Below are 26,068 nucleotides of genomic sequence, written 5' to 3' on the forward strand. Positions count from 1 at the left end.
TAGAAGGCAGCGCCGATTTTAATCGTCCGTCTGACCGAGTTCCAGAGAGCCTTGTGGTTCCGTGAGGGCCGCGAGCGGAATCCTGCGCGGCGGCACGACGCCGAGCCGGTCTTTCAACAACACCGACGGCTGGCCAAAGCGCACCGCGTAGTACATCGCGTTGCTCATCACCTTCTTGACGTAATCGCGCGTCTCGGCGAAGGGGATCGACTCGATGTAGACCGCGGCTTCCATCGCCGCCGTGTCGCGCCAGCGTTGCGCGCGCCCGGGGCCGGCGTTGTAGGCGGCCGTGGCAAGCACCGGCGAGCCGTCCAGCGACGTCTGCACGTGCTTGAGGTAATACGCCCCGAACTGGATATTGCGTGCCGGGTCGCGCATCTCACGCGGGTCGAATTTGCGGATGCCGAGCCGTTGCGCGATCCAGCGTGCCGTCGCCGGCATGATCTGCATCAGGCCCGCGGCACCCACGCTCGAACGTGCCACGTTGACGAAGCGGCTTTCCTGCCGCATCAAGCCGAACACCCAGGCTTCGTCGATGCCGTTTTCGCGCGCCGCCTCGCGCGCGAGCTCGCGGTACGGCGCGAGAAAGCGCAACTCGAAATCGTGCATGTCGCGCGTGCGCTCCGCGGTGTAGATCGCGCGGTCGTACCACTCCTTGCGCCGCGCCACTTCCGCGGCGGCGAGGAGCTGGGCGTCGGTAAATTCACGCGTCGCCCAGTTCCACTCGAGCGTCGCCTCGTTGCGCAAGCCGAGGTCGAGCAGCGCGAGCGCCCGTGCGATACCGGGGTCGCGCGCCATCGCAGCGAGGTCGTCGCCGCCCATCTTCACGTTGGGCAACGGCGACTGCAGCACCGGGCCGAGTTCCTCCTGCGCGAGCTGCCCGTAGTAATGGTGCTCGCGCGACAGGGCCAGAAAAATGGCGTTCGCCGCGCCGCGCGAACCATTGGCCTGCAGCGCGCGGCCGCGCCAGTAGCGCCATGTCGCCTGCGCGCGCAGGTCCTCGCTCATGCTGTCGATCACCCGTTCGACGGTTTTCCAGTCGCCCGCACGGAGTGCTGCACGCACCCACCATTCGCGCTGGAAATCGGTCGTCTCGACTTCCCCGGCGGCGGCGAACCAGGTCAATGCATTCGCCTCGTGACGCCGCGCCGCCCAGGTCGCGAGGCGCGCCCACGCCACCCGTCGCTCGCTGTCGGTGAACTGCGGCGACCAGCGGCGCAGCGCCTGCTCCGCCTGGCTCGAATCCTGGCGCGCCAGCTGGTCGAGCGCGTAGAGCGCGATCTCGCGATCGCCGCGGCGGCCGAAATCGAGCTTGCCCGGGTTCGCGAGCAGCCCGGACGGCGCCCGGGTGGCTGCGTCGATCAACGCCGCGGAAGGCTGCGGCGACTCGGCTACGGACTGGGCGACGACAGCTGCGACACGCGGGTTGGGCGCGGCGAGTGCGAGACGAAAACGCCGCCAGATGTCTTCGCTGCCGATCAGGCCGGCCTCGATGAGTTGCGCGAACAGCGGCGAGCACGCCGATGGCATGTCGCGGCCAGTAAACCACAAGGCGACGGCTTCGCCCTGACGCGTCAGGTTTCCGCGCGCCCGCTCGGCCCGGTACGCATAACACTGCAGCGACGCATCGGCCCGGACCAGGCGCGGATACTCCGCGAGGAAGCGCTCCCACTCGCCGCGTGCGCCGAGCGATTTGAGCCAGTCCGCGCGCAATGCTTCAGCCATGCGCGTGCCGGGATAGCGCGCCAGGAAATCCGCAATCCGCGCGTCGTCGGTGCGGCTGGCGAGCGCGAGGCGCCAGTATTCGACGAGCGGCGCGAGCACGTGGCTGGGGGGGACGTCGGCAGCCGCGCGCTCGAGCTGCGCGACCCGACGCGCCGCATACGCGCGTTGCGCATCGACTACCGCAGCGTCACCCGATGCGCCGGCGGCCGGCGTGACCGACAGCACGCCGAGCAGGAAAACCAAGACTGTTCGAAGCATCGCACGAGGGTAACATGCGCCCCGGCCGCCCTACCTGAGCGGAATTCACTACGATGACGTCGGCGGCGCCGCGCCCGGGGCCGTTCACCCGCGCCGCAAGCCCGCTGCCCCAGCACGGTAGGAGCGATCGTAGCTCAGCCCAGGAAGAGCGTGTACGCCGGGTTGCGCGACTCGTCCCAGTAGCGGTAGCCGAGGCCTTCGAGGAATTTCTGAAAGACCGGTTTTTCCTTGTCCGGCACCTGGATGCCGACCAGCACGCGCCCGTAGTCGGTGCCGTGGTTGCGATAATGAAAGAGGCTGATGTTCCAGCCGCGGCTCATGCTTTGCAGGAACTGCATCAGCGCGCCCGGGCGCTCGGGAAACTCGAAGCGGTACAGCACCTCGTTCACCGCGTCGGGCGCGCGCCCGCCGACCAGGTGGCGGATGTGGAGCTTGGCCATTTCGTTGTCGCTCAGATCGATCGCTTCGAGGCCGTGCCGCCCGAGCAGTTCGACGACGCGCTTGCTCTCGCCCTCACCGGGTACGGACAGTCCGACGAACACCCGCGCCACACGCGGATCGGCGTAGCGATAGTTGAATTCGGTGATGTTGCGCGCGCCGAGCAGGCCGCAGAAGGTCTTGAAGCTGCCCGGCGTTTCGGGAATGGTCACCGCGAGAATCGCTTCGCGCTTCTCGCCCAGTTCCGCGCGCTCCGCAATATGGCGCAGGCGGTCGAAGTTCATGTTGGCGCCAGACGCCACGGCGGCAAGCGTCTTCCCCTTCAGCCTGTCACCGGCGATCGCCGCTTTCATGCCGGCGATCGAAAGCGCGCCCGCGGGTTCGAGGATCGAACGGGTGTCCTCGAAGACGTCCTTGATCGCTGCGCAGATCGCGTCGTTGTTCACGCGGATGATTTCGTCGACATAGAGCTGCGCCAGCCGGAAGGTTTCCTTGCCGACCTTTTTTACCGCGACGCCGTCGGCAAAAATGCCGACGCGCGGCAGCGTCACGCGCGTGTTCTTGCACAGCGAACGCGCCATCGCGTCGGCGTCCTCGGGCTCGACGCCGACGATCTTGATCTGCGGCCGCAGCCGCTTGATGTAGGCGGCCATACCCGCGATCAGACCGCCGCCCCCGACCGGGATGTAGACGGAGTGGATCGGGCCCGGGTGCTGGCGCAGCAACTCCATCGCGACCGTGCCCTGGCCCGCGATCACGTCGGGATCGTCGTAGGGATGGACGAAGGTCGCCTTCGCCTCCTTCGCCAGCTGCATCGCATGCTCGTAGGCTTCGTCGTAGTTGTCGCCGTGCAGGATCACGCGGGCGCCGCGCGCCGCGACCGCGTCGACCTTGATCCTCGGGGTCGTCGCCGGCATGACGATGGTGGCCGTCGCGCCGAGCTTTTCGGCCGCCAAAGCGACGCCCTGCGCGTGGTTGCCGGCGGACGCCGCGACGACGCCGCGCGCCAGTTGCGCGGCGGTCAACTTCGCCATCTTGTTGTACGCGCCGCGGCACTTGAACGAGAACACCGGCTGCAGGTCCTCGCGCTTGAGCAGGATCTGGTTGTCGAGGCGACGCGAAAGATTGTGCGCGACCTCGAGCGGCGATTCGATCGCGACGTCATAGACGCGCGAGGTGAGAATGCGTTCGAGGTAGTCGTCTGGGTGGCTCATGGCGGGCGGCTGAGGTGCGTTTGTAAAAAGGGTGCGATGCCGCTATCTTAGTGGGCTGGACTCAAATCGACGAAAACATCATGACCCAAGACGAAATGAAGCGAGCCGTAGCGCGTGCTGCGGTGGATTATGCCAAGGGCGGCATCATCGGCGTAGGAACCGGCTCGACCGCGAACCATTTCATCGACGCCCTGGCCGAAGTCAAGGGGCGCATCGAGGGCACGGTGGCGAGTTCCGAGGCGACGGCGGCGCGGCTGAAAAGCCACGGCATACAGGTGCTCGACCTCAACAGCGTCGGAGAGCTCGAGGTCTACGTCGATGGGGCTGACGAGATCACGCAGCATTTCGCGATGATCAAGGGCGGCGGCGGCGCGCTGACGCGGGAAAAGATCGTTGCGGCGTGCAGCAAGCAATTCGTCTGTATCGCCGACGACAGCAAGCTCGTCGACGTTCTCGGCAAATTCCCGCTGCCGGTCGAGGTGATCCCGATGGCCCGCTCGCACGTCGCGCGGGAGCTCGTGAAGCTCGGCGGCCAGCCCCGCCTGCGCGAGGGCTTCACGACCGACAACGGCAACGTGATCCTCGACGTGCACAACCTTTCGATCATCGACCCGGTATCGCTCGAGACCGCGATCAACCAGATCGTCGGCGTGGTCACCAACGGCCTCTTCGCCCGGCGCGGCGCCGACGTGCTGTTGCTCGGCACGTCGACCGGGGTCAAGACCTTCACGAGATAGTCACTGCGGACGCTCGGCCTGGTCGGGCGTCTCGCCCTCATCCGGCTTCGGTTCCACCGGCACGCGATATTTCTCGGTCGCCCACTGACCAAGATCGATGAGCTTGCAGCGTTCGCTGCAGAACGGTTTCCAGCGGTTCTCGGCGAGCCACTTCACCGTTGCCCCGCAAATCGGACAATTGACGACCGGCGGCTTGCTCGCATTCGTCATAAGGTGCAAAACGTCAGTTCGAACTGGATCGACTCGCTGGCACAGCCTCGCGGCGCGCCGACCCCGGCGTGCACGAAGCGGATGTTGAGCATGTACTTGTTCGCCGATATTTCGGGAACGCAGGGCACATGATCCGCCAGGGTGACGCGGATCAGCTGCGGATTGCGCGACTCGAGCATGCGCTGGTAATGTCCCTTGGCTGCCTCCTGCGACTCAGGCTGACCGCTGTCGCGCAGCAGGCCGAGCACGATTCCGACCGCCGCGCGGATCGAAGCGAACGGCGCGCCCCAGGCCTGCAACTGGCCCACGCGCTGCTCGGCAGGCTGATGCAACCAGTAGTGGTAGGAAGGCAGGTCGAATTCGCACATTCCGCCGGGGATCGCCGCACGCTGTTTGACCGCCATCAGCCAGTCGTCCTCGCGCAGATGATTGCCGACTTTGCCCGGAAGCTGATACATGCCGTCGTGTGCCGCGTCGATCGCGGCCAGAACCTGCTCCAGAGTTGCCGACTGGACGTGAGGATTGCCGCGCAAGGCGGTCAGCACGGCCTTCTGCCGGTCGAGCTCCTGCAACAGGTCGGACTTGAGGTCGGCACGCGCCGCCACTTCCGCCATCTCGAACAAAGTCAGAAGCGCGGCGTGATGCGCCTGCGCAGCGGAAGACATGGCATGGGCATCGAAACGTTCGAACAGATCTTCGAGCCGCAACAGGGTGCGGATCCGTTCGCTCAGGGGATATTCGTAGTGAATCACGCGGCAACGCGTCGGTTGGGTTCACCCGATTGTCGCCGATCCGTCCTGAAAATCAAGGCAGACGGTTTGCAGCGAGCGTGAGATAGCGCTGATGCAGCGCGTCGACTTGGTCGCGAAGCGCCGCCAAAGAGCCGGTATTGACGATGACGTCGTCGGCTACCGCGAGGCGCGCAGGCCGCGCCGCCTGCGCTGCGAGGATGGCGCCGACCTCATCGGGGGTGAGTCCGCTGCGCGCAATGGTGCGCGCGATCTGGAGTTCTTCCGGGCAGTCGACGACCGCGATCCGGTCGACCGGCGCATCATAGGCGCCGGTCTCGACGAGCAGGGGGATGACCGCCACCGCGTACGGCCCCGAAAGCGACGCAAGCCGTGCCTTCACCTCGTGAAGAATGAGGGGGTGGAGAATCGCTTCGAGCTGCCGCCGCGCAGCCGGGTCGACGAACACGCGGCGACGCAGCACGGGGCGGTCGAGCGAGCCGTCCGCGGCGATGACCGCCTCCCCGAACGATGCGCGGATCACGTCCAGCGCGCGGCTGCCGGGTCGCGTCAGCTCGTGCGCGATCACGTCGGTATCGATGACCGGCACGCCGAGCTCGGCAAACCGTTCTGCGGCTGCGGACTTGCCGGAACCGATGCCGCCGGTCAGCCCGATCGTGAACATCAGAACTGCGCGAGATAGGCCTGCGTCAGGTCCGCACCGAAGAACAGGGCAACGAGTCCCCCGCCCGCGAGGTAGGGGCCGAACGGGATCGGCACACGGCGGTCGTGCTTGACGGCGACGATCATCGTGATGCCGACCACCGCCCCGACGACCGACGCGAGCAGAAGCGTGACGGGCAGCAACTGCCAGCCGAGCCACGCCCCGATCGCCGCCAGCAGCTTGAAATCACCATAGCCCATCCCCTCCTTGCCCGTCACCAGCTTGAACATCCAGTAGACCGACCATAGCACGAGGTAGCCCGCGGCCGCGCCGGCGACCGCGTCAGGAAGGGAAGCGAAATGTCCGCCGAGATTGATCAGCAAGCCGGCCCAGAGCAGTGGAAGCGTCAGGCTGTCCGGCAACAACGTCGTGTCAAGATCGATGAAGGCGAGCGCGATGAGCATCCAGACGAGCAGCAATGCACCGGCGGCCTGGACCGTCGGCCCCCACTTCCAGGCCACCGCCGCGGAGAGCAGCGCCGCGAGCAGTTCGACCAGCGGATAGCGCGCGCTGATCGGCGTCCTGCAAGACGCGCACCGTCCGCGAAGCCATAGCCACGAAAGCAGCGGTACGTTCTCGAGCGCCGTGATCGCGTGGCCGCAGGCCGGGCACGCCGAGCGCGGCGCCCACAGGTTGAAACGCGGCCCCGCCGGCGACGGCTCGCCGCGCAGCTCCGCGCACTGCGCCTGCCATTCGGCGTCCATCATTTTCGGCAGGCGGTGGACGACGACGTTGAGAAAGCTGCCGACGAGCAGGCCGAGCAGGAAAACCAGCCCTGTGAAGAGGGCCGGTTCGGCGACGAATAGCGTCATCCGACGACCGCGCCCATCTTGAAGATCGGCAGGTACATCGCGATGACCATCCCACCGATCAGCGTGCCCAACACGACCATGATGAGGGGCTCCATCAGGCTCGACAGCGCCTCGACGGCGTCATCGACTTCAGACTCGTAAAAATCGGCGACCTTGCCGAGCATCGCGTCGAGCGAGCCCGACTCCTCGCCGATCGCCGCCATCTGCAGCACCATATTCGGAAAGCGCCCCGAGTTCTGCATCGCGACGGTCAGGGCCGTCCCGGTCGCAACCTCACCGCGGATCTTCTGCGTCGCCTCGACGAAGACCTGATTGCCCGACGCGCCGGCAACCGATTCGAGTGCCTCGACCAGCGGTACGCCTGCCGCGAACATGGTCGATAGCGTGCGCGTCCAGCGCGCGATCGTCGCTTTTTCAATGACCGCGCCGAAAATGGGCAACTTTAGCAAGAATCGGTCCATGGCTATCTGGATCTTGCGCGAGCGCTTCCACGCCTGCAGAAACGCGTAGATGCCGCCGCCTATTCCGCCGAAAATCGCCCACCACCACGTGACGAAAAAGTCCGAAATCGCCATCACGACCAGGGTCGGTCCCGGCAGGTCCGTCCCGAAGCTGCTGAATAGCTCCTTGAAGGCGGGGATGACGAAAATCATGATGATCGCCGTGATGACGAAGGCGACCACGATGATCGACACCGGGTAGAACAGCGCCGACTTGATCTTGCCCTTGATCGCGAGGATCTTTTCCTTGTAGACCGCGAGCCGGTCGAGCACCGCCTCGAGGATACCGGCCGCCTCGCCGGCCCCGACGAGGTTGCAGAAGAGTGCGTCGAAATAGAGCGGGTGCCGTGCAAACGACTGCGTGAGGCTGCTGCCCTTCTCGATGTCGGCCTTGATCTCCATGAGCAGCCGCTGCATTGACGGGTTGGAGTGCCCGCGGGCCACGATTTCGAACGACTGCAGCAAGGGCACGCCGGCCTTCATCATGGTCGCGAGCTGCCGCGTGAAGAGCGCGACATCCTTTTCGGTGATGCGCTTGCCGCCGCCGAAAAGATTGCTCTGCTTCTTGAGCTTCGTGACCCGGATCCCCTGCTTGCGTAGCTGCGCGTTGACAAGCGTTTCGCCGGCGGCCTGGATCTGACCCTTGACCTTCTTGCCGCGCTTGTCCATGCCTTCCCACAGGAAGGTCGCGTCCTTGACTGCCTTTGCCGCTGTCGCCATCGAAGAATTTCCTTAAATGTTGGTAACGGCCTCGACCTCTTCCAGCGAGGTGAGCCCGGCTTTTACCTTCAACAGACCCGCCTGGCGCAAATCGAGCACGCCTTCGCGCTTGGCCTGGTCCGCGATGTCGGATTCGTTGCCGCCCTTGAGGATGATCCGCGTCATCGCGTCGGTGATCGGCATGACCTGATAGATGCCGACGCGGCCCTTGTAGCCGCTGCCGCCGCATATCTCGCACCCGACCGGCCGGTAGGGCTGCCACGTCCCGTCCAGCTGATCCTCGGTGAAGCCTGCGGCGAGCAGGGTTTCCGTGGGAACGTCGGCGGGCTGCTTGCAGCTGCACAGACGTCGACCGAGGCGCTGGGCGGTGATCAAAATCACCGACGAGGCGACGTTGAACGGCGCGACACCCATGTTCAGCAGACGCGTCAGCGTGCCGGGGGCATCGTTGGTGTGCAGCGTCGACATCACCATGTGTCCGGTCTGCGCCGCCTTGATCGCGATGTCCGCGGTTTCGAGATCGCGAATCTCGCCGACCATGATGACGTCGGGGTCCTGCCGCAGGAAGGATTTGAGCGCCGCCGAAAACGTCAGCCCAGCCTTATCGTTGACGTTGACCTGGTTGATTCCGGGCAACTGGATTTCGGCCGGATCTTCGGCGGTCGAAATGTTGACGTCGGGCTTGTTCAGAATATTCAGGCAGGTATAGAGCGACACGGTCTTGCCGGAGCCGGTCGGCCCGGTGACGAGCACCATGCCATAGGGGCGCCGGATTGCGTCCATCAGCAGATCCTTCTGCCAGGGCTCGTAACCCAGCGCTTCGATCCCGAGCTGCGCACTGCTCGGGTCGAGAATACGCATCACGATTTTTTCGCCATACAGCGTCGGCAGGGTGCTGACGCGAAAATCGATCGCGCGGTTCTTCGACAGCACCAACTTCATGCGGCCGTCCTGCGGCACGCGCTTCTCGGAAATGTCGAGACGCGACAGCACCTTGATGCGCGACGCGACCTTGTCCTTGATCGCCATCGGCGGCTGAGCAACTTCGTACAGCATGCCGTCGCGCCGGTAGCGAATGCGGTAGAACTTCTCGTAGGGCTCCAAGTGGATGTCGGAGGCGCCCATGTTGATGGCGTCGAGCATGATCTTCTGCAGGTAGCGCACGACCGGGGCGTCGTCGATCTCGATTCCGCCGGTCTCCTGGACTGCGGCGGCGCTCTCTTCGTCGGCGAAATCGAGGTCGAGGTCTTCGGCGTTCAACACGGCCATCGTGCTTTCCGAGGCCTCGCCTGCCTTTTCGATCAGCTTGCCGAGCTTGTCGTCTTCGACGACCACCGGTTCGACGGCCTGCCCGGTCTGGAATTTCACCTCGTCGAGCGCTTGCAGGTGCGTGGGGTCGGAGGTCGCCACGTACAGCTTGTTGCCGCGCTGATAGAGCGCGAGCACCCGCCGCTTCTGCACCAGCTTCTGGTCGAGCAGGCCTTGCGGCAGGCTCTCGGCGTCCATCGCGTTGAGGTCGAGATAGGGAAAGCCGAAGGACGCCGCGGCGAATTCGGCGACCTGGTCGGCCTTGAAGCGCCGCCCCTTGATCAGCTCGGTCACGAACGAGTCGCCGGACTGGTGCGCACGATTCCACACCCCCTCGGCGTCCTGCTCGGACAGCCAGCCGTGGTTGACCATCGCACGCGCCAGCCCGGTCAGGTTGTTCGTGTTCGTTACAGCGGCCATTGCTCGTTTCTCGACAAATCCACCTCAAACAGGGTCGGCATCGCCCGCGGGGAAGGCGGTCGACGCAGAATCAAACGCCTTAACGGCGATTTTTCGACTAAGTTGAGGCGCGCGAAGACGCCGCTTCCGGTACGGCCGGAAGGTATATCCGCGCCATTTTGACCGCGCGATCCTGGGTTTGCACGATTTCGACGGGCACATCGCCGAGCTTGAGACTCACCCCGGCCTCCGGAATGTCCTCGAAGTGTTCGAGCAAAAGGCCATTGAGGGTTTTCGGCCCGTCCAGCGGAAGCGCGAGGCCGAGCTTGCGGTTGAGGTGGCGCAACAGCACGGAACCTTCCGCGAGCCAAGTTCCGTCTTCTTCCCTGCGCAGGTAGCCCGTGTCGGAAGGCGCCTGGGTGGTGAATTCGCCGACCATCTCCTCGAGCAGATCCTCGAGCGTCACGAGCCCCTGCAGCTCGCCGTATTCGTCGACCACGAGCGCGAGCCGTCGCCGGGCGGTCTGGAAATTGCGCAACTGGGTGAATAGCGGCGTACCGGCGGGAACGAAATAGGCCTCCTCGAGGTTTTGCTTCATCATCTCCGGATCGAGCACGTCCCCACTCAGCGCGTGGAGGACGCGACGCACGTGCAGAACCCCGAGAACGGCGTCGGGCGCACCCTGGTAGACGACGAGGCGCGTGTGGTGACTGGTCGAGATCTGCTGGCGCAAGCGTTCCGGATCGTCCTCGATGTCGATCGCCTCGATCTGGCTTCGGGGCGTCATGACGTCGTCCACGGTGATGTCTTCGAGCTCGAGCAGGTTCACCAGTATCCGGTGGTGCTCGCGCGGCAGCCGACCCGAAGATTCCAGCACGATGGTCCGCAGCTCTTCGAGGCCCAGGCTGTTGCCCTGCGTCGGATCAGGTTGCTTGATGTGTGCGAGCTTGAGGATGCCCTGGACGAAGAGATTCACGAACCACACCACCGGGTAGGCGAGCTTCAGCAGGGGCGCGAGCAGCAGTGTCGCCGGATAGGCCACGCGCTCCGGAAACGACGCACCAAGAACCTTGGGCGTGACTTCGCTGAACACGAGAATCAGGAAGGTCAGCAGCAGGGTCGCCGTGAACAGCACGATCTCGCCGTCGCCGAACAGGCGGATCGCCAGCACCGCCGACAGGGTGCCGGACGCCGCGTTGACGAGATTGTTGCCAAGCAGGATCACACCCAGAAGCTTGTCGGTCTGATCGAGCAGCGCCTGTGCGCGCACGGCGCCACGCACGCCCGAGTCCGCCGCGTGGCGCAGGCGATAGCGATTGATCGCCATCATCGCGGTCTCGGATGCAGAGAAGAACGCCGAGGTCAGAAGCAGGACCGCGAGCACGCCGAACAGCGTGCCGGTGGAAATGTTGTCCAATCAGTCCCGCCTCAACGCCCGAGCACGACTTCGAGCACGAATTGCGTCCCGACGTAGGCCATGAGCAAGAGGGTGAAGCCCGTGATCGTCCACCACAAGGCCGTGCGCCCTCGCCAGCCACGGAAATGCCGGCCGAGCAGCAGGCCGCCGAAAACCAGCCACGAGAGGATGCCGAAGACGACCTTGTGCGTGAGTTGCAGCGGTTGGCCGAACAGCTCCTCGGAAAACAGGATGCCGCTCGACACCACGAGCGTCAGCAGCACGAAGCCCGCACCGATGGTGCGAAAAAGGATCGCCTCCAGGGTAAGCAGGGGCGGCGCCGCACCCACCGCCACGGCACCGCGGTGCAACTGCTTTTCGAGGATTGTCATCAGCAGGGCGTGCAGCGCGGCCACGGCGAGCAGGCCATAGGCGAGAAACGAGACCGCGAGATGGGCGCGCAGGGCCAGCATCTGCGAGTTGGGGATGACATGCGCGGCCGTGAAAATGGCCAGGAAGAGCGTTCCGGCGGAAGCAAGGCCGGTGACCCAGGACTGTACCCGGGCGAGCGGCGCGCCGTGGCTGCTGGCCCAGTACATGAGCGCCGCCAGCCAGAACACGGTCGACACCGAGTTGCCGAAGCCGAGGCGGATATCGCCCTCGCCGAGTACCGATACGTACAGCAAGGCCCCGTGCGCGAGCAGCGTCGCAGGCAGACCGAGGCGTAGCCAGAACGATTGCGGGGAGACGCTGCGCATGCGCCAGGCCATCCAGCCATACGCGGCGCTCACGCACAGGGCGGCCAGCGAAAACGGAGACATTCGTTAAAATAGGAAGGCGTTCCAGCCTATTATCCATGCCGCCCGAGGCGGCAACAAGGAAGCCATGTTCGAAAACCTCAGTGGACGCCTCGCCGGCGTCGTCAAGAACCTGCGCGGACAGGCTCGCATCACCGAAGCCAATATTCAGGATACCTTGCGGCAGGTGCGGCTCGCGCTGCTCGAGGCAGACGTCGCGCTGCCCGTCGTCAAGAGCTTCATCGACGCGGTGAAGGCGCGAGCGCTGGGCCAGGAGGTACTCACCAGCCTGTCGCCCGGACAAGCCCTGATCGGCATCGTCCACGAAGAGCTCACCCGGCTCATGGGCGGCGAGAACGCCGACCTGAATCTCGCGGCGACGCCGCCCGCCGTTATCCTGATGGCCGGCCTGCAGGGCTCGGGCAAGACGACCACGAGTGGCAAACTCGCGCTGCTCCTGAAAAACCGCAAGAAGAAAGTACTGCTCGCCTCGGCCGACGTCTACCGGCCCGCCGCGATCGACCAGCTGCGACAGCTCGCGAAACAGCTCGACGTCAGCTTCTTCGACGCCGATAGCGAGCGCGACCCGCTGAAAATCGCGCGCGCCGCGCAGGATCACGCGCGCAAGCAGTTCTACGACGTGCTGATCGTCGATACCGCAGGCCGTCTCGCGATCGACGAGGCCATGATGAACGAGATCAAGGCGCTGCACGCCGCCATCACGCCCGTCGAAACGCTGTTCGTGGTCGATGCGATGCAGGGCCAGGACGCCGTCAACGTGGCGCGCGCCTTCAACGAAGCGCTGCCGCTCACCGGCGTCGTCCTGACCAAGCTCGACGGCGACGCGCGCGGCGGCGCGGCGCTTTCGGTCCGACAGATCACCGGCAAGCCGCTGAAGTTCATCGGCGTCGGCGAAAAACCCAACGGCCTCGAGCCCTTCCATCCCGAAAGGATGGCGCAACGCATTCTCGGCATGGGGGACGTGCTGTCGCTGATCGAGCAGGCGCAAAGTTCGGTCGACCTGGCCGAGGCAAAGAAAATCGCCGACAAGGTCAAGAAAGGCAAGGACTTCGACCTCGAGGACTTCAAGGCGCAGATCCAGCAGATGCGCAAGATGGGCGGGCTGTCAGCGCTGATGGACAAGCTTCCGGGCGCCGGCCAGATGGCGGTCCCGGCCGGCGCCGACGACAAGGCCGTGAATCGCATCGAAGGCATCATCAACAGCATGACGCCGCTCGAGCGTCGCAAACCCGACATCATCAAGGCGAGCCGCAAGCGCCGCATCGCCGCCGGGGCCGGCGTGCAGGTGCAGGAGGTCAACAAACTGCTGAACCAGTTCGGCCAGGCGCAGAAGATGATGAAAATGATGGGCAAGGGCGGCATCGGCAAGATGATGCGCGGCATGAAAGGCATGCTCCCCGGGATGCGCTGAGCCGGCACTGGCGGACCGATCCGATTCGGGTATAATTCGCGGTTTTCTCCGTTTACCCGGTGGGTTGAATCATGGTCGTTATTCGTCTTTCGCGCGGCGGCGCCAAAAACCGCCCCTTCTACAACGTGGTCGTGGCCGATTCGCGCTGCCGCCGTGACGGCCGCTTCATTGAGCGCGTCGGCTTCTACAACCCCGTCGCCGCCGAGGGCGCCGAAGGCGTACGCCTGAATGCGGAACGCATCGGCTACTGGGTAAGCAATGGCGCCCAGCTGTCCGACACGGTCGCGCGTCTGGTCAAGCAGAACAAGCCCGCCGCCTGATTTGGCTGAGTCCGAAGCCTGGGTCGTGATGGGGCGGGTCAGCGCCCCCTTCGGCGTCAAAGGCTGGGTCAAGGTCCAGCCCTTCAGCGAAGACCCGGGGACGCTGATGGATTTCGAGTCCTGGCGCGTCGGACGAGGCGAGCAGCAGGCGCAATACGCCGTCGAGGCCGTGCAGGATCACGGCAAGTCGCTGGTCGCCAAACTAGTCGGCATCGACGACCGCGACGCGGCCTTTGCTTTGCGAGGTCAGGAAGTCTCGGTGGCGAAAAGCGCGTTACCGCCGCCGGAAGAGAACGAGTTTTATTGGTCGGACCTGATCGGCCTGACCGTGATGAACCGCGAAGGCGTCGAACTCGGCAAGGTCGACAGCCTCATGGAAAGCGGCGCCCACGATCTGCTGGTCGTCAAAGGCAGGCGCGAACATCTCATTCCGTTCGTCGCGGCCTTCGTCGGCAAGGTCGACCTGGCCGGCGGGACCGTCGAGGTCGACTGGGGCGAGGACTACTAATGCGCTTCGACGCGGTCACGCTCTTCGCCGAGATGTTCGATGCGGTACTGGACTACGGCATCACGCGACGCGCGCTGGATCGCGGGCTTTACCGATTCAAGTCGTGGAACCCCCGCGCCTTCACCGACGATCCGCATCGTACGGTCGACGACCGGCCCTACGGTGGCGGCCCCGGCATGCTGATGCTGGCCGAGCCCCTGGACCGTGCGCTGAATGCCGTGCAGCAGGAACTGGCGAGCGAGAATCTGGCGCCGTGGGTGGTGCATTTTTCGCCGCGCGGCCGCCCGCTGACGCAGCAGCGGGTGATGGAACTGAAGGACATGCCCGCACTCGTGCTGCTTTGCGGGCGATACGAAGGCATCGACGAGCGGCTGCTGCAGCGCCGCGTGGACGAGGAGGTCTCGCTCGGCGACTTCGTGCTGTCGGGCGGCGAATTGCCCGCGCTGGCGCTGATGGACGCGATCGTCCGCCAGTTGCCGGGCGCCCTGAACGACGCGGAGTCGGCGGCACAGGACTCGTTTAGCGCTGGGCTCCTCGACTGCCCGCATTACACGCGACCCGAGGTCTGGCAGGGCATGGCGGTGCCGCAAGTGCTGAAAAGCGGCAACCACGCGGCAATCGCCAAGTGGCGGCACGAACAGAGCCTGCGGCTAACGGGGGCCCTGCGGCCCGACCTGCTGGAACGGGCGCAGCACGATGAACGGAATTGACGGATAGCCTCCCCGGGCTCTCCGGAATGAGCGGCGCTGGGTTCAACGCGAATCCCGGCCCAATGTGAAACGGCGTCAAGTCCGCGAGCGGAAAAAAACCCGGTCGCGCACCTCTCCCGCCAGATGAAGGAAACATCATGAACATCATCGAGCAACTCGAACAGGAAGAAATCGCCCGCCTCGGCAAAACCGTTCCCGACTTCGCCCCCGGCGACACCGTCGTCGTCCAGGTGAAAGTGAAGGAGGGCAACCGCGAGCGTCTGCAGGCCTACGAGGGCGTCGTCATCGCCAAGCGCAACCGTGGCCTCAACTCCGCCTTCACCGTCCGCAAGATCTCGGCAGGCGAAGGCGTCGAGCGCACCTTCCAGACCTACTCGCCGCTGGTCGCGAGCGTCGAAGTCAAGCGCCGCGGCGACGTCCGCCGCGCCAAGCTCTACTATCTGCGCGAGCGCTCCGGCAAGTCGGCGCGCATCAAGGAAAAGCTGCCTGCGCGCAAGGCAAGCGTGGCCGCCGAATAAATCGTCTGCCGCCCTGCAAGAACGCCCGCCTCGCGCGGGCGTTTTTTTTGACCCGAGCCCCCACCCTTCCTCTGCACACGGACAAAGCGCGGGCTAGAATCCTGGAATGCCCGCCTACGACGCCGTCCTGCCAGCGCCCATGTGTCGCCTCGGCGCCCGCTTCACCGGGGACGCCCTGACGCGGCTGGATTTTTTGCCTGCGGACGCCGAAGTCTCGTCCGGCATCGACTCGCGCGCCCGAGAGTTGAGTGTCCAGCTCGAGGCGTATTGGCAGGACCCCGGCCATGTCTTCGATCTTTTCTACGTCCCCCTCGGAACGCCGTTTCAACTGCGCGTCTGGCACGCCCTCATGCGCATCCCGGCGGGCCGGCCGACGACCTACGGGAGCCTTGCCGCCCGCCTGGGAACCGCGCCACGCGCGGTCGGCCAGGCCTGCGGCGCCAACCCGCTGCCGATCCTGATTCCCTGCCATCGCGTCGTTGCCGCGCGCGGCGTCGGCGGATTCATGCACGCCGACTCGGGAATGCCGCTGGACGTGAAGCTCTCGCTGCTGGCCCATGAACGACGCGCTGATTGATCGTTTCTGCGACCACCTGTGGCTGGAGGACGGGCTCGCCGAACTGACCCTGGCTGCGTACCGGCGCGACCTCAGAAGCTTTGCCGGGTGGCTGGACAAAACGCGCGCGCGCTCGCTCGACGCGGTCGCGCCCGGAGATGTCGAAGCCTATCTCGGGTGGCGCTTCGCCCACCACGTCGGGCCACGCAGCGCAGCGCGTTATACCTCCGCGCTCAAGCGTTTCTATCGTTACCTGCTCCGCGAAAACCTAATCGCCGCCGACCCGACGCTGAACCTCGACCGCCCGAAACTGCCGCGCGCGCTTCCCGCCAGCCTGAGCGAAACCGACGTCGAACGCCTGCTCGAGCGCGCGGACAGCGACACGCCGCAGGGCCTGCGCGACCGGGCGATGCTCGAGACGCTATATGCTACGGGGCTCAGGGTGTCCGAACTCGTCGGCTTGAAGTTGAACGCGCTCAACCTCGACGACGGTGTATTGCGCGTGACGGGCAAGGGCAACAAGGACCGGCTGGTGCCGCTCGGTGAAGAGGCCGTGCGCCGGCTTCGGCACTATCTCGCCGAGGCGCGCTCGCAGCTCCTGCGCCGCCAGGTCTCCGACGCCGTGTTCGTCACCCCTCGCGGCGCCGCGATGACCCGGCAAGCCTTCTGGTACCTGATCAAGCGGCGCGCAGCGGCAGCCGGCGTCACGCGTCAGCTGTCGCCGCACACGCTGCGCCACGCCTTCGCTACCCATCTTCTCAATCACGGTGCCGACCTGCGCGTCGTGCAGATGTTGCTCGGACACAGCGACATCTCGACCACTCAGATCTACACCCACGTCGCGCGCGAGCGGATGAAGCGCCTGCACGCCGCGCACCATCCGCGCGGCTAGCGTTACACGCGGCCGCTCGCCTCCGCGAGGTAGAACCACTCCTGTCCGGGCAAGGCGCCCGGATTGGGAAAAACGACATAGCCTTCTCGGTCGGCGCGAAGCGGCTTTCCGTCGTGACGCGTGCCGATCAACTCACCGGCGGCGAGCCGGTCGAAACTCGCCCAGGAACGTACAAACCGGTCGTCCGGATGGTTGCGGTCGACGACCTCGTAGAGGCGCAGCGCCTCCCGTGCCGAGACGGGTTCCGGCGCGCCCTCGGCAGTCAGGCCGAGGTGTGCGAGGGCGTTGCGCAGCGCCCGGTAAGCGACCGCGGGGGCGGCCGGGTCGTCATGCTGACCGCATTCAAGCGTGAGCGCGATGCCGCCGTGGCGACGCATGTACTCGGTCGTGCCGACGCCATAGTGGACGTCCGCGTCGCGCGCCGGGGCACCCGCGGCCCGACGCCGCGCGACGCCGGCGGCATAGGTGTCGAGCCAGCCGTCGACGAAGCGGTGCACGCCCAGCGCGAGGGCAAGCGCCGTCTCCTCGGCCGCGCGCGTGAAGGGTTCCAGTTCGCCCGCGTTGTCTTCGGGGCCGAGCATCACGAAGGGTGCCCCGGCGGTATGGAAGGAATGCAGGTCGAGCAGCGCATCGTGCTGCCGCAGCAGCGGGCAGAGCCAGTTGGCCACGTGGTCCTCGAATTCGGTGGGCGAATCGCTCGGCGCCAGATTACGGTTGAGGTTGCGATCGCCCATGCGCTGGCGGCGGGCGTAGGCGAGCGGGTTCGCCACCGGAACGAAGGTGACCCGGCCTGCGACCGCGGCGAGCTGACCCGACTCGATTTCGCCGACCGCGCGACGGATCGCCTGCGTGCCGCAGGTCTCGTTGCCGTGCACGGCGCCGAGCACGATGAGCCGCGGCCCCGGCGCGAGGCCGGTGAAGGCGATCGACTGGAAGTGCAAAGCTGCGGAATCGTTCATCGCGTCATTCATGCGGCGGCTGCCTTGACGAGCAGCGAGATGCTCGACACCAGGAGCAGGAGGCCGACCAGGCGCGTCATCTGCGCCGGCGCAAGCCCCACGTGCGCGCGTCCGCCGAGATAAAGTGCGGCGAGCACGAGCGGCAGTGCGACGGCATAGGCCGACCACACCGCCGGGGTCAACAGCAGCCCCACTATCAGGAAGCTGCCGATGCGCGTCAAGCCCTCGATGAAGAACAACGCCGATAGCGTGGCACGCGACTCGCCCTTGTCGCGGATGCGATGGGCCAGGTAAATCACATAGGGCGGGCCGCCCGTACCAAAAAGACCGCCGACGGTGCCGCCCGTCAGCGAGGCCGGAATCGCCCAGAGCCGGGACACGGGCTTGTCGCCGTGCAGGTTCAGCAGGCTGCGCAGCCCAAAAACGAGGACGAACAATGCCAGCCCGATCAGCATAGGGGCCTGCGGCAGGTTCACCAGCAGACCCGTTCCGAACGCGACGCCGACGACGCTGAACGGAATCAGGATACCGATCTCGTCCCAGCGCACGCGTTTGAAGTGCACCCCGCCGAGCACGAGCGAGGCCGTGAAATCGAGCAGGAGCACGAGGGGGACGACGAACTGCAACGGCATGAACAAGGCCAGCAGCGGCACCGCGATCAACCCCGAACCGAAACCGGTGATGCCGCGGATGAAATAGGCCGCGAGCAGAATCGCCGCGGCGGCGGCCATGTGTTCGAAACTCAAGGACGCGCGCCGCGTTCGATCGTGATACCGAGTTCCTTGATGCCGGGGACAATCGCGAACTTGGTCACCGAAACCTTCACCCAGGGTGCGCCGAATTCGTTGCGCACGATCGCCGCGACGTGTTCGGCGACCGACTCGACCAGCGTGATCGGCTGCGGCGCGTCGTGCAGATACGCCTTCACGCGCGTGGCCACGGCCCCGTAGTCGATGGTGTCGGCGACGTCGTCGGTGCCGCCAGCCTTGTTGTGCGGCAGGCCGATTTCGAGGTCAAGCCGCACCGGTTGTGGTACTTTGCGTTCCCATTCGTAGATGCCGATAATCAGATCGAGACGGAAGTCCCGCAAAAATAAGATATCCATCGCCTCGAACCTCACGGGCGCCACTCGGCGCGCTTGCCAAACCCGCTATCTTACTGACTTATGATCCACCTGTTGCTCGTTGTCGCCGCGTACCTGCTCGGCTCGCTGTCGTTTGCGGTGATCGTCAGCCGCGCGATGGGACTGCCTGATCCGCGCAGCTTCGGCTCCGGCAACCCGGGCGCGACCAACGTGCTGCGTACGGGACGCAAGACCGCGGCGATCCTCACACTTCTCGGCGACGCCCTCAAGGGATGGGTCGCGGTCGTCGCGGCGCGCGGGCTGGCCGCGCAGTTCGGACTCGACGACGACATCGTCCTGCTCTGCGCTCTCGCCGCGTTCATCGGCCACCTGTTCCCGGTGTTCTTCGGCTTCCAGGGCGGCAAGGGCGTCGCCACCGCGCTCGGCATCCTCGTCGCGCTCGATCCCTGGCTGGGCCTGGCGTGTCTGGCGACTTGGGTCGCGATGGCGCTGGTGTTTCGCATTTCGTCGCTCTCGGCGCTCGTCACGGCCGTGCTGGCGCCGGTCTACGCCGGCCTCTTGCTGGGTTGGAACGACAGCGCGACGACCGTGCTGGTGATCGCCCTGCTGCTGGTCTATCGTCACAAGGCGAACCTCCTCAAACTCGTTACCGGCCAGGAAGCGCGCATCGGCAAGCGCTCCTGATCACTGTCTGCCATGGCCCTGTTCGACAAAACCATCGATCACGCGAAAGAGAGCCTTGCGGAGGTTTCGCGCGAGGCCATCGACCAGGCCGGAAAGCGCCTCTCGGACGTCGTCAAGGACGGCGTCTCGCAGGCCGGGACCGAACTCAAGGACGTGATCTGGCGGGCAAGCCAGGAAATCGACACCAAGCTTGAGAAGATCTCCGATGAACTGCACGAACAACGCCAGTTCACGAAGGACGACGTGCGCGAACTCGTCGACTACGCGGGGGCCCGTCTCGGTGCGCTGATGGACGAGCGCATCGTCTATGCCAAAGCCGAGTTCTCGGCGCTGGTCCAGGAGAAGGTCGAGTATTTCAAGCACGAGGTCGACAGCTTCTTCATCGAGCGCCAGCGCGACCTCGCGCGCGAGCGGCGGCGCCTTTTCATCAACGTCGCGGTTGCGATCCTCGCGTCGCTGTCGCTCGGCTTCGTGTCCTGGCTGTATCACCAGTATCTGGGAGGCGGACTCGACGTGTTCGCCCTCTTCCGCATCGTGTTCGCCTCGCTTGCAGGCGGCTATACGGCCTATCTCGCGGTCAAGTTGCTGCGCCGCTGGCTGTCGATGTCGGAACACAAGAAGGACACGCTCTTCCTGGTCAGCCGATACTGGGGCGTGCTTCGCCCGGAAAGCGTCTTCGGAACGGTCGTACTCGTGTGCCTGATGGCGGCGCTGGTCGGCTTCCTGTTGTTTCCGGATCAGATCGCGGCACTCACCGGCAGCGAGAAATGGCTCCGGGCCTTGCGCAACGCCTACCCTGCGTTGCGCCCGTGACTGCCGGTTGGCGGCGCACGGTCACTCGACCGGGCCAAGCGAAGCCAGTGCCCAGCGCGGCTTGACCGCGAAGTCGAGGTCTGACGCGCGCGCCACACGATCTGCCACGGATGCCAGGCGCTGAGCCCCGGCGAACGCGATCATTGCGCCGTTGTCGGTGCAGAATTCGAGCGACGGATAGAACACGCTGACGCCGGCGCGGCCGCCCTCGGCGGTAAGCCGCTCGCGCAGCCGCGCGTTGGCGCCGACGCCGCCGGCGACGACGAGACGGTTCGCCGCGGCGTGCCGACACGCCGCAAGACTTTTGCCGACCAGCACATCGACCGCGGCGGCTTCGAACGCAGCGGCGATGTCGGCCGCCTGTCCCAGGCCCTGTTTGCGCACGAGCGTCAGCACTGCGGTCTTCAAGCCGCTGAAGCTGAAATCGAAGTCCCCCGAATTGAGCATCGGCCGCGGCAGCGCGAAGCGCGTTGCGTCGCCCGCCGCCGCGAGGCGCGACAAAGCCGGTCCCCCCGGGTATCCGAGCCCGAGCAATTGCGCCGTCTTGTCGAAGGCTTCGCCCGCGGCGTCGTCGAGCGTCTCGCCAAGGAGCGTGTATTGCCCCACCGCCGAAACGAGCATCAGTTGGGTGTGGCCACCCGATACCAGCAAGGCGACGAACGGGAACGCCGGCGGCGTATCGGAAATGAGCGGCGACAACAGATGCCCCTCGAGATGATGGACGCCGATCGCCGGCACGCGGAGGGCAAACGCCAACGCCCGGCCCATTCCAGCGCCGACGAGGAGCGCACCGGCCAGGCCTGGCCCCTGCGTGAAGGCGACGCCGCCGAGTTCGGAAAGCAGGCGGCCGCTTTCCTCGAACACCTGGCGGGTCAGCGGCAGAATCCGTCGAATATGGTCACGCGAGGCGAGCTCGGGCACGACACCGCCGTACGCGTTGTGCATCGCGATCTGCGAATGTAAGGCGTGCGCCACGAGGCCCTCTGCGCTGTCGTACAGCGCGACACCGGTTTCGTCGCAGGAAGATTCGATACCGAGCACTAACATAGGGAGACGGACTGGGCTGGAAAAATCCCAGCGGGCTTGTTATTATTCTTGTTTTTCCAGTTCACAGGAAGCTTTCCAGAAAGCCCATCTTCCAATGCCCCACGTCAAAGTCAAAGAAAACGAGCCGTTTGATGTCGCACTGCGTCGCTTCAAGCGTTCGATCGAAAAAGTCGGCCTCCTCACCGAACTGCGCGCACGCGAGTTCTACGAGAAGCCCACCGCCGAACGCAAGCGCAAGCTCGCCGCCGCGGTCAAGCGCCAGAGCAAGCGCCTGCGCAGCCAGCAACTGCCGCCCAAGATGTATTGATTCTGCGCGCGCAGAATTTCCCCGCCTAACACCTCGATCATGTCGCTGCGGACCCGCATCACCGACGACATGAAGAGCGCCATGCGCGCCAAGGAAACGGCGCGCCTCGGTACGATCCGCCTGCTGCTGGCTGCCATCAAGCAGAAAGAGGTCGACGACCGTACCGAGCTAGACGATGCGGCCGTCACCGGCATCGTCGAGAAACTGATCAAGCAACGCAAGGATTCGATCGGCCAGTTCGCAGCTGCCGGGCGGGACGATCTCGTCGCCGCTGAACAGGCCGAACTCGCCGTTCTGCTGACCTATCTCCCCGAGCAATTGTCGGCCGACGAGGTGGAAACAGCGGTCGCCCACGCGATCAGCGAGTCCGGTGCAACTTCCGTCAAAGATATGGGCAAGGTCATGACGCTGCTGAAGCCGCGTCTCGCCGGCCGGGCCGACATGGCGCAGGTTTCCGCGCTCATCAAGGCGCGCTTGGCAGGCTGACCCTTCGCCCGGCCCAGCCCCAGCCGGCCGGGTCTATCATGCGGTAAACATGATTCCGCGCGATTTCATCGATACCCTGCTGAGCCGCGTCGACATTGTCGACGTGATTGACCGACGGGTTCCCCTCAAGAAAGCCGGCCAGAACTACCAGGCCTGCTGCCCCTTTCACAGCGAAAAGACGCCGTCCTTCACGGTCAGTCCCAGCAAGCAGTTCTACCACTGCTTCGGTTGCGGCGCCCACGGCACCGCGCTCGGCTTCCTAATGGAATACGAGCACATGAGCTTTCCCGACTCCGTCGCCGCGCTTGCCGAGGACGCGGGCCTGCCGATGCCGGAATCGAGCCTCGAACCCGAGCGTCCGAAACCACCGCCAGCGCTGTGGGACGCGCTAGAACAAGCGGCACGCTTCTACAAGCAGCAACTCAAGCAGGCACCGCATGCGATCGACTACCTCAAGCAGCGCGGCCTGAGCGGCGCCATCGCCGCGCGCTACGGTATCGGTTACGCTCCCGACGGATCGCCGCTCAAACGCGTTTTCGCCGACTACGACGCAGAGGCGCTCGCCGCCTCGGGACTGGTCGTCGACAACGAAGGCCGACGCTACGACCGCTTCCGCGACCGCATCATGTTTCCCATCCGCAACGTCAAGGGTCAGATCGTCGGCTTCGGCGGCCGGGTGCTCGGGCAGGGCGAGCCGAAATACCTGAACTCCCCGGAAACGCCGCTGTTTCACAAAGGCTCGGAAATCTACGGGCTGTTCGAAGCGCGTGCCGCGATCAAGCGCGCGGCGCGGGTCGTCGTCGTCGAGGGCTATATGGACGTCGTGGCGCTCGCGCAGCACGGCGTCGAATTCGCCGTCGCGACGCTCGGCACGGCGACGACGCCCGTCCACGCGCGCACGCTTCTGCGCCATAGCGACCGGCTTGTCTACGCCTTCGATGGCGACGCCGCCGGGCGCAAGGCCGCGTGGCGGGCGCTGGAAAACAGCCTCGAAGCGCTGCAGGACGGCAAGGAAGTCAGCTTCCTGTTCCTGCCTGAAGGCGAGGATCCGGACAGCTACATCCGCGACCACGGCTGCGACGCCTTTCTGCGACTCCTCGACAATGAAACCTTGCCCTTGTCGGCGTTCCTGATGCGCGAACTCGCGCGCGGCCGACGACTCGACACTCAGGAAGGCCAGGCGACCCTGTTGAAGGACGCCAAGCCGCTGCTGGAAAAAATCGGCGCACCGCTGCTCGCACGCCTCATTCAGCGTCAAATCGCGGAGTTGACGCAACTTCAGGTCGGCGATCTCAGCGCAATGGGCCTGCGACCGGTCGCGTCCCGCCCGCTTCCGCCGCGCCAACAACGCCGCATCGCCCCTTCGCGCCTCCGGGGTTTGGCACGCATTCTGCTAATGAATCCGCAGCGGGCAAGCGAAGTCGAGCCGCTTTGGTTCGATGCGCGCGATCCGCTCCATGCGACGGCAGGCGAACTGATCGCCTGGCTGCGCGAAGTGGGGCCGCTCAGGCTGCACACATTGGCGGAAGCCGCGAAGGGCAGCGGCATGGAAGACTTCGTCAATGAACTGATGGTCGATTTACTCGACAAAGATGACACCTGGGACTGGAACGCGGAGTTCGAAGGTGCCGTCCAACAACTACGCGACGACTGGCGCCGCCGCCGGGTGCAGGAATTGGCGGCCCGTCCGCTCGCCAGCCTGTCGGTCGAAGAGCGCCGCGAACTGGGTGACTTGGCACGCTCGTAGCTTGCTGGGCGCGCCGGGACATTGCCCCGTTTTACGGTATAATGAGCGGTTTTGAATGATTTTTTCCGGCGCGGTCCATAGCGTAACGGAAAACATAAGCGGAGAAAAGCCTGTGGCTGTACGTGGAAGAAAACCCGGCGGCGGCGCCAAGAAACCCGAGGCACTGCTCCCCCTGAAGGAGTTGACGCCCGTCGAGGCCGAGGCACGCCGTACCCAGCTGAAGAATCTCATCATTCTGGGCAAGGAGCGCGGCTTTCTGACGTACGCCGAGATCAACGATCACCTGCCCGACGAGGTGCTGGACGCCGACCAGATCGAAGGCGTGATCAGCATGATCAACGACATGGGCATTCAGGTCTACGACGAAGCGCCGGACGCCGAGACGCTGCTCATGCAGGAAGCGGCGCCGGCTGTCGCGGACGAGGACGTCGTCGCAGAGGCCGAGCAGGCGCTGACGACGGTCGATTCCGAATTCGGGCGGACGACCGACCCCGTGCGCATGTACATGCGCGAAATGGGCTCGGTCGACCTGCTCACGCGCGAGGGCGAAATCGAGATCGCGAAGCGCATCGAGGAAGGCCTGCGCCATATGGTGCAGGCGATTTCGTCGTGCCCGCTGACGATCCAGCAGATCCTCGACATGGCGGCCCAGGTCGAGAAGGACGAACTGCGCATCGACGAGTTGATCGATGGTTTCGTCGAGGCGGAAACCGAAGCTGCCGCCGAGGAGGAAACCGCGGCGGGCGACGATGAAACCGACGAGGACGACGAGGACGCGAGCGCCGCCGTGGCCGCCGCCAACCTTGCGCAACTCAAGGCCGAGGCGCTCGCGCAGTTCGACTACATCCGCAAGGCCTACAAAAAGGCGCAGAACGCCCACGTCAAATATGGACTCGGCAGCGCGCAGCACATGAAGGCACAGGCCGAAGTCACCGAACTGCTGATGGCGATCCGCTTCTCGGTGCGCCAGGTGGACAACCTTTGCGAGCAGATCCGCAGCGCGGTCGAAGAAGTGCGCTCGCACGAGCGCAAGATCATGGAGTTTTGCGTAAACCGCTCGGGCATGCCGCGGGCGCACTTCATCAAGGCCTTCCCCGGCAACGAGACCAATCTCGCCTGGCTGGACAGGGAAATCGCCGCCAAGAAAGCCTACTGCTCGACGCTCTCGAAAGTCCAGTACGAGGTCAAGGCGCACCAGGAGGCCTTGATCGCGATGCAGGACCGGGTCGGCCTGCCGATCAAGAATCTCAAGGACATCAACAAGCAGATGTCGACCGGCGAAGCCAAGGCGCGGCGCGCGAAGCGCGAGATGATCGAGGCGAACCTGCGGCTGGTGATCTCGATCGCGAAGAAGTACACCAACCGCGGCCTGCAGTTCCTCGACCTGATCCAGGAAGGCAACATCGGCCTCATGAAGGCCGTGGACAAATTCGAATACCGCCGCGGCTACAAGTTCTCGACCTACGCGACCTGGTGGATCCGGCAGGCGATCACGCGCTCGATCGCGGACCAGGCCCGCACGATCCGCATCCCGGTACACATGATCGAGACGATCAACAAGATGAACCGGATCAGCCGGCAGATTCTGCAGGAAACGGGCATCGAGCCGGACCCCGCGACGCTCGCGATCAAGATGGAAATGCCGGAAGACAAGATCCGCAAGATCATGAAGATCGCGAAGGAGCCGATCTCGATGGAGACACCGATCGGCGACGACGAGGATTCCCATCTCGGCGACTTCATCGAGGACGCGAGCACGCTCTCGCCCGACGACTCCGCGATCTACGCCAACCTGCGCGACGCCACGCGGGAGGTGCTCGACAGCCTGACCTCGCGCGAAGCCAAGGTCCTGCGCATGCGCTTCGGTATCGAGATGAACACCGACCACACACTCGAGGAAGTCGGCAAGCAGTTCGACGTGACCCGCGAGCGCATTCGGCAGATCGAAGCGAAGGCCCTGCGCAAGCTGCGCCATCCGACCCGCTCCGAAAAGCTGAAGAGCTTCGTCGGCAGCGGCGAACAGTAAAGCCCCGCCGCCC

Annotated in this window: 28 protein-coding genes; 14 read left to right on the forward strand and 14 right to left on the reverse strand. The window is 65.2% G+C overall.

Going from position 1 to position 26,068, the window contains the following annotated elements:
- Window positions 1-18: 18 nt before the first annotated feature.
- Both TBD_RS11850 and ilvA read right to left on the reverse strand, forming a co-directional pair.
- Entirely contained in the window at window positions 19-1,968 is a 1,950-nt protein-coding gene (locus tag TBD_RS11850; RefSeq protein WP_238376452.1) for a transglycosylase SLT domain-containing protein, read from the reverse strand.
- Between the two features lie 149 nt (window positions 1,969-2,117).
- Window positions 2,118-3,635, reverse strand: a complete 1,518-nt coding sequence (ilvA, locus tag TBD_RS11855; RefSeq protein WP_011312875.1) for a threonine ammonia-lyase, biosynthetic — start codon at window positions 3,633-3,635, stop codon at window positions 2,118-2,120.
- A gap of 80 nt (window positions 3,636-3,715) precedes the next feature.
- Between ilvA and rpiA the strand changes: the two genes are divergently transcribed.
- Entirely contained in the window at window positions 3,716-4,372 is a 657-nt protein-coding gene (gene rpiA / locus TBD_RS11860) for a ribose-5-phosphate isomerase RpiA (protein ID WP_011312876.1), read from the forward strand.
- Here rpiA and TBD_RS11865 read toward each other — a convergent pair whose 3' ends face one another.
- The 8 genes from TBD_RS11865 to TBD_RS11900 all read right to left on the reverse strand — a co-directional run bounded on the left by TBD_RS11865 (window position 4,373) and on the right by TBD_RS11900 (window position 11,990).
- Window positions 4,373-4,582 (reverse strand): DNA gyrase inhibitor YacG, encoded by a 210-nt coding sequence (locus tag TBD_RS11865; RefSeq protein WP_011312877.1) that lies wholly within the window; start codon window positions 4,580-4,582, stop codon window positions 4,373-4,375. It lies immediately after the preceding gene.
- A complete protein-coding gene (zapD, locus tag TBD_RS11870) occupies window positions 4,579-5,334 on the reverse strand; it encodes a cell division protein ZapD (RefSeq protein WP_011312878.1) in 756 nt (251 codons plus the stop codon). The genes TBD_RS11865 and zapD overlap by 4 nt, the downstream gene beginning before the upstream one ends.
- A gap of 52 nt (window positions 5,335-5,386) precedes the next feature.
- Complete coding sequence (gene coaE / locus TBD_RS11875) at window positions 5,387-5,995, reverse strand: dephospho-CoA kinase (RefSeq protein WP_011312879.1); 609 nt, start codon at window positions 5,993-5,995, stop codon at window positions 5,387-5,389.
- The gene (locus TBD_RS11880) at window positions 5,995-6,846 is read right to left on the reverse strand and encodes a prepilin peptidase (RefSeq protein ID WP_011312880.1); all 852 of its coding nucleotides are present in this window, start codon (window positions 6,844-6,846) and stop codon (window positions 5,995-5,997) included. Before TBD_RS11880 ends, coaE begins: the two co-directional genes overlap by 1 nt.
- Window positions 6,843-8,066, reverse strand: coding sequence for a type II secretion system F family protein (locus TBD_RS11885; protein WP_011312881.1), 1,224 nt, complete (start codon window positions 8,064-8,066; stop codon window positions 6,843-6,845). Before TBD_RS11885 ends, TBD_RS11880 begins: the two co-directional genes overlap by 4 nt.
- A gap of 12 nt (window positions 8,067-8,078) precedes the next feature.
- The gene (gene pilB / locus TBD_RS11890; protein WP_011312882.1) at window positions 8,079-9,794 is read right to left on the reverse strand and encodes a type IV-A pilus assembly ATPase PilB; all 1,716 of its coding nucleotides are present in this window, start codon (window positions 9,792-9,794) and stop codon (window positions 8,079-8,081) included.
- A 97-nt stretch (window positions 9,795-9,891) separates the two neighbouring features.
- Complete coding sequence (locus TBD_RS11895) at window positions 9,892-11,190, reverse strand: HlyC/CorC family transporter (protein ID WP_011312883.1); 1,299 nt, start codon at window positions 11,188-11,190, stop codon at window positions 9,892-9,894.
- 11 nt (window positions 11,191-11,201) lie between these two features.
- Entirely contained in the window at window positions 11,202-11,990 is a 789-nt protein-coding gene (locus tag TBD_RS11900) for a cytochrome C assembly family protein (RefSeq protein ID WP_011312884.1), read from the reverse strand.
- A 64-nt stretch (window positions 11,991-12,054) separates the two neighbouring features.
- On the opposite strand from TBD_RS11900, the gene ffh reads away from it, so the two are divergent.
- From ffh to xerD, 7 genes are all read left to right on the forward strand, one after another.
- The gene (ffh, locus tag TBD_RS11905; RefSeq protein WP_011312885.1) at window positions 12,055-13,398 is read left to right on the forward strand and encodes a signal recognition particle protein; all 1,344 of its coding nucleotides are present in this window, start codon (window positions 12,055-12,057) and stop codon (window positions 13,396-13,398) included.
- 71 nt (window positions 13,399-13,469) lie between these two features.
- The gene (rpsP, locus tag TBD_RS11910; RefSeq protein ID WP_041432748.1) at window positions 13,470-13,718 is read left to right on the forward strand and encodes a 30S ribosomal protein S16; all 249 of its coding nucleotides are present in this window, start codon (window positions 13,470-13,472) and stop codon (window positions 13,716-13,718) included.
- Window positions 13,657-14,226, forward strand: a complete 570-nt coding sequence (gene rimM / locus TBD_RS11915) for a ribosome maturation factor RimM (RefSeq protein ID WP_011312886.1) — start codon at window positions 13,657-13,659, stop codon at window positions 14,224-14,226. The genes rpsP and rimM overlap by 62 nt, the downstream gene beginning before the upstream one ends.
- On the forward strand, window positions 14,226-14,936 hold the full coding sequence (gene trmD, locus TBD_RS11920; protein WP_011312887.1) for a tRNA (guanosine(37)-N1)-methyltransferase TrmD: 711 nt from the start codon (window positions 14,226-14,228) through the stop codon (window positions 14,934-14,936). Before rimM ends, trmD begins: the two co-directional genes overlap by 1 nt.
- 137 nt (window positions 14,937-15,073) lie before the next feature.
- Window positions 15,074-15,454 carry a 50S ribosomal protein L19 gene (gene rplS / locus TBD_RS11925; protein ID WP_011312888.1) on the forward strand — a complete coding sequence of 127 codons (381 nt, stop codon included), beginning with the start codon at window positions 15,074-15,076 and terminating at the stop codon, window positions 15,452-15,454.
- A gap of 106 nt (window positions 15,455-15,560) precedes the next feature.
- Window positions 15,561-16,031 carry a methylated-DNA--[protein]-cysteine S-methyltransferase gene (locus TBD_RS11930; protein ID WP_011312889.1) on the forward strand — a complete coding sequence of 157 codons (471 nt, stop codon included), beginning with the start codon at window positions 15,561-15,563 and terminating at the stop codon, window positions 16,029-16,031.
- On the forward strand, window positions 16,012-16,902 hold the full coding sequence (gene xerD, locus TBD_RS11935) for a site-specific tyrosine recombinase XerD (protein WP_011312890.1): 891 nt from the start codon (window positions 16,012-16,014) through the stop codon (window positions 16,900-16,902). The genes TBD_RS11930 and xerD overlap by 20 nt, the downstream gene beginning before the upstream one ends.
- 2 nt (window positions 16,903-16,904) lie before the next feature.
- Here the strand turns inward: xerD and TBD_RS11940 are convergent, their stop codons facing one another.
- From TBD_RS11940 to TBD_RS11950, 3 genes are read right to left on the reverse strand one after another with little or no spacing between them, the layout of a single operon-like run.
- Entirely contained in the window at window positions 16,905-17,873 is a 969-nt protein-coding gene (locus tag TBD_RS11940) for a succinylglutamate desuccinylase/aspartoacylase family protein (RefSeq protein WP_011312891.1), read from the reverse strand.
- Window positions 17,870-18,607, reverse strand: a complete 738-nt coding sequence (locus tag TBD_RS11945) for a sulfite exporter TauE/SafE family protein (RefSeq protein WP_148203055.1) — start codon at window positions 18,605-18,607, stop codon at window positions 17,870-17,872. The genes TBD_RS11940 and TBD_RS11945 overlap by 4 nt, the downstream gene beginning before the upstream one ends.
- Window positions 18,604-18,966: a dihydroneopterin aldolase gene (locus TBD_RS11950; protein ID WP_011312893.1), complete on the reverse strand. Its 363-nt coding sequence runs from the start codon at window positions 18,964-18,966 to the stop codon at window positions 18,604-18,606. Before TBD_RS11950 ends, TBD_RS11945 begins: the two co-directional genes overlap by 4 nt.
- 60 nt (window positions 18,967-19,026) lie before the next feature.
- On the opposite strand from TBD_RS11950, the gene plsY reads away from it, so the two are divergent.
- Window positions 19,027-19,629: a glycerol-3-phosphate 1-O-acyltransferase PlsY gene (gene plsY / locus TBD_RS11955; protein WP_011312894.1), complete on the forward strand. Its 603-nt coding sequence runs from the start codon at window positions 19,027-19,029 to the stop codon at window positions 19,627-19,629.
- Window positions 19,630-19,641: 12 nt separating this feature from the next.
- Entirely contained in the window at window positions 19,642-20,442 is an 801-nt protein-coding gene (locus TBD_RS11960) for a hypothetical protein (protein ID WP_011312895.1), read from the forward strand.
- A gap of 21 nt (window positions 20,443-20,463) precedes the next feature.
- Here TBD_RS11960 and tsaD read toward each other — a convergent pair whose 3' ends face one another.
- Entirely contained in the window at window positions 20,464-21,489 is a 1,026-nt protein-coding gene (tsaD, locus tag TBD_RS11965) for a tRNA (adenosine(37)-N6)-threonylcarbamoyltransferase complex transferase subunit TsaD (RefSeq protein WP_011312896.1), read from the reverse strand.
- Window positions 21,490-21,583: 94 nt separating this feature from the next.
- On the opposite strand from tsaD, the gene rpsU reads away from it, so the two are divergent.
- Genes rpsU through rpoD form a run of 4 tightly spaced genes read left to right on the forward strand, consistent with a single transcriptional unit; the run spans window position 21,584 to window position 26,055 of the window.
- Window positions 21,584-21,796, forward strand: coding sequence for a 30S ribosomal protein S21 (gene rpsU, locus TBD_RS11970; protein WP_011312897.1), 213 nt, complete (start codon window positions 21,584-21,586; stop codon window positions 21,794-21,796).
- 39 nt (window positions 21,797-21,835) lie between these two features.
- A complete protein-coding gene (locus TBD_RS11975) occupies window positions 21,836-22,282 on the forward strand; it encodes a GatB/YqeY domain-containing protein (protein WP_011312898.1) in 447 nt (148 codons plus the stop codon).
- A gap of 49 nt (window positions 22,283-22,331) precedes the next feature.
- Window positions 22,332-24,029 (forward strand): DNA primase, encoded by a 1,698-nt coding sequence (dnaG, locus tag TBD_RS11980; protein ID WP_011312899.1) that lies wholly within the window; start codon window positions 22,332-22,334, stop codon window positions 24,027-24,029.
- A gap of 55 nt (window positions 24,030-24,084) precedes the next feature.
- The gene (gene rpoD, locus TBD_RS11985) at window positions 24,085-26,055 is read left to right on the forward strand and encodes an RNA polymerase sigma factor RpoD (RefSeq protein WP_011312900.1); all 1,971 of its coding nucleotides are present in this window, start codon (window positions 24,085-24,087) and stop codon (window positions 26,053-26,055) included.
- Window positions 26,056-26,068 lie beyond the last annotated feature (13 nt).

Origin of the sequence: Thiobacillus denitrificans ATCC 25259 (genome assembly GCF_000012745.1) — a bacterium.
Classification (GTDB): Bacteria; Pseudomonadota; Gammaproteobacteria; order Burkholderiales; family Thiobacillaceae; genus Thiobacillus; species Thiobacillus denitrificans_B.

Excerpts from the sequence above, each read along its gene's own strand:
- ilvA (WP_011312875.1), bottom strand. The coding sequence starts at position 3,635 with ATGAGCCACCCAGACGACTACCTCGAACGCATTCTCACCTCGCGCGTC.
- rpiA (WP_011312876.1), top strand. The coding sequence starts at position 3,716 with ATGACCCAAGACGAAATGAAGCGAGCCGTAGCGCGTGCTGCGGTGGAT.
- TBD_RS11865 (WP_011312877.1), bottom strand. The coding sequence starts at position 4,582 with ATGACGAATGCGAGCAAGCCGCCGGTCGTCAATTGTCCGATTTGCGGG.
- coaE (WP_011312879.1), bottom strand. The coding sequence starts at position 5,995 with ATGTTCACGATCGGGCTGACCGGCGGCATCGGTTCCGGCAAGTCCGCA.
- TBD_RS11880 (WP_011312880.1), bottom strand. The coding sequence starts at position 6,846 with ATGACGCTATTCGTCGCCGAACCGGCCCTCTTCACAGGGCTGGTTTTC.
- TBD_RS11885 (WP_011312881.1), bottom strand. The coding sequence starts at position 8,066 with ATGGCGACAGCGGCAAAGGCAGTCAAGGACGCGACCTTCCTGTGGGAA.
- pilB (WP_011312882.1), bottom strand. The coding sequence starts at position 9,794 with ATGGCCGCTGTAACGAACACGAACAACCTGACCGGGCTGGCGCGTGCG.
- TBD_RS11900 (WP_011312884.1), bottom strand. The coding sequence starts at position 11,990 with ATGTCTCCGTTTTCGCTGGCCGCCCTGTGCGTGAGCGCCGCGTATGGC.
- ffh (WP_011312885.1), top strand. The coding sequence starts at position 12,055 with ATGTTCGAAAACCTCAGTGGACGCCTCGCCGGCGTCGTCAAGAACCTG.
- rpsP (WP_041432748.1), top strand. The coding sequence starts at position 13,470 with ATGGTCGTTATTCGTCTTTCGCGCGGCGGCGCCAAAAACCGCCCCTTC.
- rimM (WP_011312886.1), top strand. The coding sequence starts at position 13,657 with ATGGCGCCCAGCTGTCCGACACGGTCGCGCGTCTGGTCAAGCAGAACA.
- trmD (WP_011312887.1), top strand. The coding sequence starts at position 14,226 with ATGCGCTTCGACGCGGTCACGCTCTTCGCCGAGATGTTCGATGCGGTA.
- rplS (WP_011312888.1), top strand. The coding sequence starts at position 15,074 with ATGAACATCATCGAGCAACTCGAACAGGAAGAAATCGCCCGCCTCGGC.
- TBD_RS11930 (WP_011312889.1), top strand. The coding sequence starts at position 15,561 with ATGCCCGCCTACGACGCCGTCCTGCCAGCGCCCATGTGTCGCCTCGGC.
- xerD (WP_011312890.1), top strand. The coding sequence starts at position 16,012 with ATGAACGACGCGCTGATTGATCGTTTCTGCGACCACCTGTGGCTGGAG.
- TBD_RS11940 (WP_011312891.1), bottom strand. The coding sequence starts at position 17,873 with ATGAATGACGCGATGAACGATTCCGCAGCTTTGCACTTCCAGTCGATC.
- TBD_RS11950 (WP_011312893.1), bottom strand. The coding sequence starts at position 18,966 with ATGGATATCTTATTTTTGCGGGACTTCCGTCTCGATCTGATTATCGGC.
- plsY (WP_011312894.1), top strand. The coding sequence starts at position 19,027 with ATGATCCACCTGTTGCTCGTTGTCGCCGCGTACCTGCTCGGCTCGCTG.
- TBD_RS11960 (WP_011312895.1), top strand. The coding sequence starts at position 19,642 with ATGGCCCTGTTCGACAAAACCATCGATCACGCGAAAGAGAGCCTTGCG.
- tsaD (WP_011312896.1), bottom strand. The coding sequence starts at position 21,489 with ATGTTAGTGCTCGGTATCGAATCTTCCTGCGACGAAACCGGTGTCGCG.
- rpsU (WP_011312897.1), top strand. The coding sequence starts at position 21,584 with ATGCCCCACGTCAAAGTCAAAGAAAACGAGCCGTTTGATGTCGCACTG.
- TBD_RS11975 (WP_011312898.1), top strand. The coding sequence starts at position 21,836 with ATGTCGCTGCGGACCCGCATCACCGACGACATGAAGAGCGCCATGCGC.
- dnaG (WP_011312899.1), top strand. The coding sequence starts at position 22,332 with ATGATTCCGCGCGATTTCATCGATACCCTGCTGAGCCGCGTCGACATT.
- rpoD (WP_011312900.1), top strand. The coding sequence starts at position 24,085 with ATGATTTTTTCCGGCGCGGTCCATAGCGTAACGGAAAACATAAGCGGA.